8 protein-coding genes are annotated in these 9,707 nt (G+C 68.0%); all 8 read right to left on the reverse strand.

What is annotated here, in order from left to right:
* Positions 1-1,253, reverse strand: a 1,253-nt coding sequence (locus tag A5692_RS25790) for a hypothetical protein (protein WP_068061843.1), incomplete at its 3' end; no start/stop codon positions are given.
* 341 nt (positions 1,254-1,594) lie between these two features.
* Entirely contained in the window at positions 1,595-2,185 is a 591-nt protein-coding gene (locus A5692_RS25795) for a DUF4254 domain-containing protein (RefSeq protein WP_082963083.1), read from the reverse strand.
* Entirely contained in the window at positions 2,178-3,212 is a 1,035-nt protein-coding gene (locus A5692_RS25800) for a glycosyltransferase family 9 protein (protein ID WP_068061847.1), read from the reverse strand. The genes A5692_RS25795 and A5692_RS25800 overlap by 8 nt, the downstream gene beginning before the upstream one ends.
* Before the next feature lie 136 nt (positions 3,213-3,348).
* Positions 3,349-3,711: a YbaB/EbfC family nucleoid-associated protein gene (locus A5692_RS25805; RefSeq protein ID WP_304528624.1), complete on the reverse strand. Its 363-nt coding sequence runs from the start codon at positions 3,709-3,711 to the stop codon at positions 3,349-3,351.
* Positions 3,712-3,830: 119 nt separating this feature from the next.
* A complete protein-coding gene (gene eccE, locus A5692_RS25810) occupies positions 3,831-5,234 on the reverse strand; it encodes a type VII secretion protein EccE (protein WP_068061859.1) in 1,404 nt (467 codons plus the stop codon).
* Between the two features lie 5 nt (positions 5,235-5,239).
* The gene (mycP, locus tag A5692_RS25815) at positions 5,240-6,583 is read right to left on the reverse strand and encodes a type VII secretion-associated serine protease mycosin (protein WP_068061862.1); all 1,344 of its coding nucleotides are present in this window, start codon (positions 6,581-6,583) and stop codon (positions 5,240-5,242) included.
* A gap of 111 nt (positions 6,584-6,694) precedes the next feature.
* Positions 6,695-8,533 carry a type VII secretion AAA-ATPase EccA gene (gene eccA, locus A5692_RS25820; protein ID WP_068061850.1) on the reverse strand — a complete coding sequence of 613 codons (1,839 nt, stop codon included), beginning with the start codon at positions 8,531-8,533 and terminating at the stop codon, positions 6,695-6,697.
* 41 nt (positions 8,534-8,574) lie between these two features.
* On the reverse strand, positions 8,575-9,707 hold a 1,133-nt coding region (gene eccE / locus A5692_RS25825; protein WP_068061853.1), incomplete at its 5' end, for a type VII secretion protein EccE.

Here is a 9,707-nt window from a genome sequence, read left to right on the forward strand (position 1 = left end):
ACGGCCGCGGCCCGCGGACCGGCCGCGCCGGCGGGCCGTGACGGGGATTCGGCGTCCACCGGGCGCTGTAACGGCATCGACGGCACGCCGGCACCACCGCCACCCCCCAGCGACGCCGGTTTCATGCCCGCCCCCCCGGGCGGGCCGGCCTTCCCCTTCAACGCATCTTTCATGGCGGCGTCCATGGCGCCCTTGTCCGGCGCTCCGCCCATGCCGCCCATGCCCGGTGGCATTGTCGGCAGGGTGGGTGGGGTGCCAAGGCCCCCCTCGTCGCCGGGTAGGCCGTAATCCGGGCCTCCGGGAATCGTCCCGTCGCCTTCGCCGGGCTGGTTGGGATCGGGCGGCGGGGCGATGCGGGTGGCCATGGGCGGATTCTTCGGCGTCACCGGCGCCAGCGGTAGATTCGCCTCTCGCACATAGGCGCCCAACACCTCTTCCGATTTGGTCTGCAATTCCTGGTACCGGCCGATGGCCCACCAAGTCCAGTTCTGGTCGCCAATGGTCTTGTAGTACTTGTACCAACCGTCGGTCGACTCGATGTCGTACGGCGTGGGATGTTCCCACCGCGCCTTCTTGTGCGCGTCGTAAACGGCTTTGGCCTGGTTGGAAACCTGAAGGCAAAGCTGCACCATCGCGAAAATGTAGCTGCGGTGCTGTTCGAAGTTTTGCTCAACCAGGAGCTGGCTGTCGCTTTCCCAGTAATCGAATCGCCGGAACCGTCTGAGGGCCCTTTCTTGCAGCGTCCGCTGGTACGCATCCCATTGCCTCGAGAAATCCAGAAATGACGCGCCCTGGTCGGGAGCTTCGATGTCGTAGGCCGCCTGCCTGACTTCGTAGTATGGATATTCAAAGGGCGGCGGGGGAGGAGGCGGCGAGGGTTTCGGCAAGTCCAAGCCCCAGTCCTCATCCGGATCGCAGTTGACCATCATTTGGTCATTGCCGGCCCCGGCGCCCGTTTCCCCCGCCGCGGGCACGGCGCTGTTGATGGACTGCGCGGCTTCCTCGTCGACCTCTTCATAGGCTTTGGCCGCGTTCCTCAAGGATTTCGCCAGGCGCTTGTATTCCCGTTCGCAATACCCGAGGTATTCCCGAATCGTATTGGCGGACATCGCAAGCTGCGTTGCGGCCCCGATGGCGATGGAAAGGGCGCTCGTCGGCAGCGGATCGCCGGGCGGCGGGATCGGCAGCGCTTCCTCGAGTTCGGCCGCCCGTTTCATGAGCTCGTCGTATTCGACGTTCAGCGTTTGCGTCATCTCGGATCGTTCTCCTCGGCGCCAGAACGGCACCGTCGTTGGTAAGTCAGGGCCTCGGTTGCGCCATCGCTAACGGTGTTCTCGTGAGCATCGTTGCTGTCGCGGTAGTCGTCGGCTCGGGCGAATCGTCGGAAATGGGAGTTCGCGAATTGTCCGGAGCAACTCCCGACCACCCCTTTCGTTCGCCGTTCCATACGGGCGGTGTGGCAGCGGGCTGAGTGCTACCGACTGTTATCGTAAGCCACCAACGAGCGGCCGGTATGCGCTAATTTCGAACTCCATGCATCTCTGATTCCGGCTGGTCGTGGGGCCGCGGACGCGCCCCGACGGGCGCGCTGTCGTCAGGCATTGCGTCTTTCGAACAGGGCGCAGTAACTTCGCTGTCCAGCCGCCTTGAATTGGCGGTACAGCTTGAATCTCACGTCGCCACCTTGGATGTCGGCGAGCAGTTTCTCGAGGCCACCGAACAGCTCGTCGTACTGCTCGTCGAGCAGCGCGAGGCACGGGTTGGGCGGGATCGCTTTCTCCGTGTGGAGGATGCGGAGCGCGAGAACGGACAGCCGATCGACGATCGTGCCGGGGGTTTCGGTATGCAGCCTCGCCGTTTCATTCGGCTTGAAGCGATCGAGCAGGAGCACGTCGATGCCCTCGATTGCCGCGTTGCGCCGGTCGTTGAGGTCGTCGATCAGCCGTTTCCTGCGGGCCACCTCATGGTCATCGGCGCCGGGACGACGAACGGCGTCTTCGTGATGCCACAGTGCAAAGTTGATCGCATGCAGCTGCAGTGCCATCGCCGCGATAGTCCGGCTTTCCCATGATATTTCGGGTTCTTGGCAGTGCCAGGCCAGCGCCATGTCGACGAACTGACGCACAGCGGCGAGAAGATCGCTCCCCGTTGGATCGCAGGATGTGCCGCGCGAGCGTTCAGGCATGCTCAGCGGCGAGATCGGTTAAGGCGCGCAGCACCTCGTCGACGGTGATATCGGCCATGGTCCTCACATCGACGTGCCGGTGCGGCGCGAACCTGAACCCCCACGTCGAAGGGCGGGTCGGGCCGAACAGCCCGACGCCCGGGACCCGTGCCAGATCGGCGGCATGGAGCATGCTCGAATCGACGCCGACGAACAAATCGGCCGTCGCGATCAGGCTCATCGTGAGGTCGAGTGGCAGCCCGAGACAGGGAATGACACGATCGCGCTCGCTCCCGACGTTGAGCTCCTCGTGCCCCATCCCCACGACCCAGGCCACGAAGTCACGATGACGCGACAAGAACCGGTCCAGCAGATCGATGAACCGGGTGATCGGCCAACGCTTCTCCGCCCAGTCGGTGTCGGCGTGCACGACCAACACCCTCGCACCCTCGGTCACGGCGGCACGGATCGACCGCGCTTCCTCCCGCACCATCGGTCGGGCGGGTAGCGGTTGGGCGTAAGTCTCGATCCGCGCCGAAGTATCGAACAGACGCGCCAGATTGAAGATCAGATCGGCCGCATGGTCCACGTCTTTCGGCACCACGATGTCATAGCTATCGTGGTCGATCTTGAAACCGATGCTCGTCCTCGGAGTCAGGGCTTCTCGAAGGGGACGAACAAAGCTGTTCGATATCAGGTTCCATGGCACGGTATTGATGAACACGTCCACACTGCCGACCTCCGCGGCCAGGGCGCCGTAGTCGGGGATCCGACAGGGAGCTACGCCCGCGGCGGGCAACCCGGTGATATCGACGAGTCGTGGGCTCACTTCCCACAAGCACACGTCGTAGATGAACTTAGGACAAACGATTGTCAGAGGGGCAGTGAACATTTCGCTCAGGGCGCGAACCGTCGGGAGGGTGACGATGGCCTCCCCGATCTTGCCGCCAAGATAGATCGCGGGCCGATCTGCCTGTAGCACATCGTCGAGCACGCCGCGCCCAACGCTCGGCGAGTGTTCGCTCTGCTGAACAGCGCTTTCGCTCACGATCGACCAACCTCCAGCCAAAGCTTAAACGCCAAGGAGAGGTGGTTGTAGCACTTAATTGGTGGCCGTCACGGGTGGTACCGCGCGGGCGCCGGGCCCCGGTCGGGCGAAGTCGTTGCCGGGTAAGCGGTTTGCCTCAGATCAAGCCGACGGTGTGCTGTAGCGAACCGGCGAGCCCGGTCAGGGAGGCGAACAGCTGCGCCTGCTGCGCCTGCAGAGCCGCCGAGGCGCCGGCCTGCGCCTGCTGCAGCGCCTCGTTGATGCGCTGCTGCACCGTGTGGGCGCCGAGGCGCAGCAGGCCATCCTCGATATTCAGGCCGACGATGCACCGCTGCCCGTTGATGGTCACCTCGACGGTCTCGGCTTCGTCTGTGGCCGTAAAGGTTTGGGTGTGCGTCCGCTGCATCTGGGACTCGAGGGCGGAAGTGAACTGCTGCAACTGGTCGAGCGCCTGCGCCACCTGAGGGTGGGTGTCCGGGCTCATGCGGAGAGTGCTCATGGGGGAAGGTCCTTAACCTTGGTTGAGTCTTGTCGCGTGGGCCGCCGACGGCCTCGGTCCACAACCGGGGTTGAGTCTAGAGCGGGTCGGCCGATCGCGCGCGCCGAGCGGTGGCGGGCTCAGGACGCGGATCTGCCGGCCCCGGGCAGGGCTTGTTCGTAGCGGCTTTCCTCGGGCGGGGCGATCGGCCGGATCGGCAATTGCCGATGCCGGGGGGTGCTGACCATGTTGTGCCGCAAAACAACCCGGTCGACACCCGGGTGGCGGCCGAGATAGCTTGTCGCGCTGGGCCACGCCACCTTGGCCTCCGCGCCGATCTGTGCGCCGATGAGTTCGGCGAATTCCCGGAAGTGCGGCCCGAGCGTGACGGTCCCGCCCGCCGCCGAAGCCCGCAGGACGAACTGGGTGAACATCCGGGCGTCACCCAATTGGATGCTCGCGTCGGCGTCGTCGAACGGCAGGTAGACCGGGTAATGGCTTGCCGTCTCGCCGACGAGGACGCCCGCCGATCCGATCGGCAGCTGGTAGTGGCGGTCGCGGACCAGGGTCTGGCCTTGCAGCGCGGCGCGCTGGCCGCCGGACACCCGCGTGAACCCACGCAACTTCTTCGGCTTGTCCGGTGTCGTGAACAACACGGTGGATTGCGGCGTCGTCCCCGCCCCGACGCGGACCCGCACGATGGTGTGGTCGGCGGCAGCCGACCACCACACGTCCGGGCCGCCGGGCGCGGTGTAGGCGGTGGTGAAGCTGTCGCGTCCCTTGATGGTCGACCAGTTCTCCCGTTCGAAGCCGATGTCCGTGGCCCGGTCGAAGTCGTCGAAGCTGCGCCCACACACCGCGTCGACCCCGTGCCGGGCCAACTCGTCGGCGATCCGCGTCGCCGACGCCACCAGATAGCGGACCAGCCCCGCGACGCCGGCGTCGCGGCGCCCGGCCGACTTGCGGGTCCGACGGGGGTCGGCACGGACCATGATCCAGGTCCGACGGCGCGCCGGTGCGGGGTCCGACCCCATCAGCTGCTCGTAGAGGCTCACCACGTCGGCCGCCGCAGTCCTGGCGACGCGGTAACCCGCCGACACGACGTCCGCCTCCAGATCGGGGCAATGCACCGACAACAGCTGCTCCAGCAACCGGGTGTCCACCACATCGTCCGTGTGCGCCTTGCCGTCGACGATCACCGTCGGCGTGAACGGCCGTGGAATGAGTTCGATGACCGCGACCAGGACTTTGCCTTTCCAGCGCACCGCGACGTGGTCACCCGGCTGCACCGTGGCGCCCACGACGGGCTCCGACGGCGCGACAAGGGGCCGGCGGCGGCGCACCGACCACGCGAAAAACGTTGCCACCCAACCGAGTAGGCGCCGACCGCGGAAGGTCACCAACGCCAGCAGCACCGCCACCGCCACCACTGTGGGGCCGGCCCACGCGTAGCGCGTCCTGAGGAACAGCAGAATGCAGGGCGGAGCCAGCACCGCCAGCCACAGGGCATAGGTGCTGCTGAACTGGAGCCTTAGGGATCTCATGGCCGTCATCGCCGCCGCAGCGCTCGTCCGGCCAGCGCGGCCAGCCCCAGGGCCAGGGTGAGACCCACGATTCCCAGCGCCACCCCCGTGATCGGCCCATGATCGGGGCCCGGTACCGGCACCGGGGGTTGAATGCGCTTCACCGACGGGCCGTTCGTGGGCGCGGCCGGGAGGTCCCACGTCAGCGCCGCGACTGCGTCGACGATGCCGGCGCCCACGACATCGTCGACACCGCCGCCGGGGTGCCGTGCGGTGGCGGTGATCCGGTTGATGATCTGGGCCGGGGGCAGCTCCGGAAACTTCTGCCGGATCAGCGCCGCCACCCCGGAGACGTAGGCCGCGGCGAAGGAGGTGCCGGCGATCGGGACGGGACCATCCTTGCCCGGCAACGCGTCCACCGGCTCGCCGTTGTCGCCAAGGGCGACGATGTTCTCCGCGGGCGCCGCGGCACCCACCCAGGGTCCGTGCATGGAGAAGGGGCTCGGAGCGCCGTTCTGGCCGACGCCGCCGATGGTCAGCACCAGCGGCGCGTACCAAGCCGGCGTGACGATGGTCTGCACCTGCGCCCAGCCGCGGGGGTCGGTGGGCGTCGACGGGTCCGGTGGCGGGTTCTGCGAGCAGTCGCCGCCGGTGTTGCCGGCCGCGACGATGACGACCGCGCCCTTGACGTTGACCGCGTAATTGAGCGCGGCGCCCAGGGTGGATTCGTCGACCGGTTTGTGCACCTTGAAGCAGGCCGCTTCGCTGATGTTGATCACGCCGGCGCCCAGGTTGGCCGCGTGCACCACCGCGCGGGCCAGGCTGCGGACCGACCCGGCCGCCGGTGAGGCGTTGGGATCGTTCTGGTTCGCCTGGTTGTCCTTCGGCTCGAAGGCCTCCGACGTCTGGCGCACCGAGATCAGCCGCGCGTCGGGCGCGACACCGACGAATCCGTCGGTGAGCGACGGCCGGCCGGCGATGAGGGACGCCGTCAGCGTGCCGTGGGCGTCGCAGTCGGACAGGCCGTCGCCGTCGGGGACGACGAAGTCGCCCCCCGGCTCGGCCGGGACCCGTGGCGAGGGATCCACACCGGTGTCGATGACGGCGACCGTCACCCCGGCGCCGGTGGCGAATTTCTGCGCCTGGCCGACCCCCAGGTAGGCGTTGGCCCACGGGGCGTCGTGAAAGTTGGTGCCGGGCAACGTCAGCGGTGCCCGGCAGACGCGGCGTTGCTCCAGGGGCTGGTCGGGTCCTGTTGCGTCCGGCGGCATCGCGCCCGGGTCGATCGTGGGCGGGGCGACCGCCGAGGCCGGCGGCGCGGTGAGCAACAGGAACGCGAGGGCCACCGTGATCGAGAAGATACGGTGCACCGCCGGACGCTCCATTCGCTCAGCCGCGGCGGCTGTGGCGACCGGCCGCGGGCCTGCGAGCATCCTAAGCGCCTCGGGCCACGTCCTGGATGCTTTTGCGGCGTGCGGTGATTACCAGACGATGGCCGCCATGTCACGGTTGTCCGAACAGACGCTGCGCACCGCGGCCTCGATGTCGGGCGCGGTGATGATCTGCAGATCCTCGACCGTGACCTCCTGGCCGGCGCGCTTCTGCGCGACCACACGGGTGTCCCGGAAGCCCTCCGCGCGTTCGATGACGTTGCGAGCGAACCGCCCGTTCTGCATGGCGTCGATGCCGTGCCGCCCCCCGGGCGTGGTGTAGTTGCGGATGGTGGTGGCCGCGTCCAGGAACGCCTCGCGCGCGGCGTCGTCGAGCTTGCTGGCGCGCGGTGCCGCGTAGCGCTGACCGATCTCGACGATCTCGGCCGGCGAATACGACTCGAACCGCAGCTTGCGGTTGAACCGGCCCGCCAAACCGGGGTTCACGGTGAGGAATTCGTCCACCTGGTCCTCGTAGCCCGCACCGATGAAACAGAAGTCGAAGCGGTGCGTTTCCAGCGCGACGAGCAGCTGGTTGACGGCCTCCATGCCGATCATGTCGGGTGTGCCGTCCTGGTGCCGCTCGACCAGGGTATAGAACTCGTCCATGAAAATGATTCGGCCCAGCGACTTTTCGATCAGCTCGTTGGTCTTCGGCCCCGACTCCCCGATGTAGTGGCCGCAGAAGTCCGACCGGCGGACCTCGCGGATTTCGGGGTGCCGCACGATCCCCATGCCCGCGTAGATCTTGCCCAGCGCCTCCGCGGTGGTGGTTTTACCGGTGCCGGGCGGACCCACCAGCAGCATGTGGTTGGTCTGCCCCTCCACCGGCAGGCCGTGCTCGAGGCGCATCATCCGCACTTCGAGCTGGTCTTCGAGCGCCGACACGGCCTGCTTGACCGCCGCCAGCCCGACCTGCTTGGCCAGCAGGGCGCGGCCCTCCGCGAGCAGCTCGGCGCGCCGCCCGGCGGTGGCGTCGTCGTCGAGCTCGTCGCGGCTCTTGGCCGTCGACGCGTCCCACCGATCGGTGCGGCTGGCAATGGTTTCCTCGTCGGTGACGACCAAGTGCAGGTTGGGGTCGGCCAGAGCCGCCTTCGCGGCCTCGGTCAGGACGCCGTTGATGGTCGCCTTGGACAGCCAGACCTGAGCCTTGTCCTCCTCACGCAGCTGGCGGTGCACCATCCCGCGGACATAGGCCAGGTCGGCGACCAGCAGCGGGATATCGGCCGGCCCGATCGAGGCGGTCAGCACGTCGGCGTCGAAGCGGCCCGACGCGTTGGTTTGCCCGATCACGTCGACGCGGTCCAGCCAGTCCAGTGCGACCCTGCCCTGCCCCAGGTGGGCGGCGGCGTGGGCCGCCAGCGCGCAGATCGACGCCGTCACGGCCGACATGATGATGGCCTGCGGCGGCAGCTCCTCGGCGGCCGTCAGCAACACGTCCGGCCAGCGCTGCGTGGTGTACATCAAGAACGCCCGGGCCAGCTGGTGCCACTGGTAATTGGCCCAGGAATCCAGCAGGTCGCGATTGGCGAGCAGCCGGTCGGCCTCGGCGTATTCCCCGGCGATGGTCAGCGCCGACGACAACGCGAGCCCCACCTGGGACGCGTCGGTCACCGTGATCCCGATGTAGGGGCCCAGCTGGATCTCCGCGGCCAGCGTCTGCCCGATGCGGGTCGTCTCGCGGTGCAGCCACTCGCTGGTGGCGTAGAGCTTCTTCAGCGAGGCCAGGTCGTTGTCGCCGCACGCGATGCGGCCCAGCCACGCGTCGGCCATCGACGGGTCGGCGTCGGTGGCGGCGACGAAGTCGGGCAGCGCAGCCGCCCGGCCCTGCCTGCTCTTGACGGTCATGGCCCGGTCGAAATGCCTACGGGCGGTTTGCAGATCACCCATCGTGTGCGCTCATCGAACTATGCCTCAAACTCTTTGACGTCCTATGTGACCGACATGGTGACCGGCTCGAGACTCACGTAGCGGTTCTCGGCGCGGAACATGTCCATCTCGACGAGCCAGTCCTGGCCCGCCGCGCTGACCCGCACCATCGCGGGGCCAACCTGTTCGATGATCACCTCGAAGTTGTGCCGGTGCCCTTCTGGCAGCCTGGTGCCCGACGGCGCGACGGTGATCACGGTCGCGGGTCGCGGGGTGGGCGAGATCGGAGAGACGTGCTCCACCACGCTGACGGTGGTGCGCGGCGCGGGCCGTACGGTGCTGACGACGCTGATCTCGGGCATCCGCACGGTGGCCCAGCGCGTCATGTCGCGGGTGTGCACGCAGACCCGCTCGCCGGCGCCGGCGGTGCGGATCACGATGCGCTTGGCGATCGGATCGTCGGCGGCCACGAAAACCCTTGACAGCTCGCCGGCGTCGGTGACAGGGATCATGAGCCGGTCCCCGTTGCTCAGCTTCCCGATCAGCACGCCCGACGGGCCGATCTCGGTGAGCAGGTGCTCGGGCAGCGGGCTGGGACGCAGCGCCCGCAGGTGGGGCCGCGGGCCGCACATGTTGGCCGCCGCGGCGGCGGCCTGTTCCCCGTTGAGCCGGCGCAGGATCACGCTGGGCGGGGTGGGAGCCGGTGTCGGTGTGCGCACGGTGATGGTCGCTGTGCAGGTCGCATCCGGGTACACGGTCACGTTCTGGATGACCTCGTCGACGCGCAGTGTCCACGCCTGCGACAGGACGCGCGAGTTGATCGCCTCGGCCGGATACGCGTAGGTCGTCATCCAGCCGCCCTCACCGCGGATGGCCTTCCATCGCTGCGTGTCCCCCTCGATCGCGTCACACCCCAGCCGGCGATCCAGCTCCGCCAGGTCGGTGGCGTTGGCCACCTTGGCCCGCAGCCCCTGGCAGCGCAGCAGGCCCGCGATGCGCTGCGCCACCGAAATGGCCGCGGCGCCAACGGTTGTCCGCCAGCGCAACGCTTGCGTGTTGTCGATGATCGACAGCCGCATGATCAACCAGGTTTCGCGCCGGCCCGCATACGGCGGGGTCCCGATCTCCGAGTCATACACCCGCGGGTAGTCCCCGACGGTGCCGTGCCGGGAGCCGAGGGAGACGACGCTGACCG

Origin of the sequence: Mycobacterium sp. E342, from assembly GCF_001667665.1 — a bacterium.
In the GTDB taxonomy this organism is placed as follows: domain Bacteria; phylum Actinomycetota; class Actinomycetes; order Mycobacteriales; family Mycobacteriaceae; genus Mycobacterium.

Excerpts from the sequence above, each read along its gene's own strand:
- A5692_RS25795 (WP_082963083.1), bottom strand. The coding sequence starts at position 2,185 with ATGCCTGAACGCTCGCGCGGCACATCCTGCGATCCAACGGGGAGCGAT.
- A5692_RS25805 (WP_304528624.1), bottom strand. The coding sequence starts at position 3,711 with ATGAGCACTCTCCGCATGAGCCCGGACACCCACCCTCAGGTGGCGCAG.
- eccE (WP_068061859.1), bottom strand. The coding sequence starts at position 5,234 with ATGAGATCCCTAAGGCTCCAGTTCAGCAGCACCTATGCCCTGTGGCTG.
- eccA (WP_068061850.1), bottom strand. The coding sequence starts at position 8,533 with ATGGGTGATCTGCAAACCGCCCGTAGGCATTTCGACCGGGCCATGACC.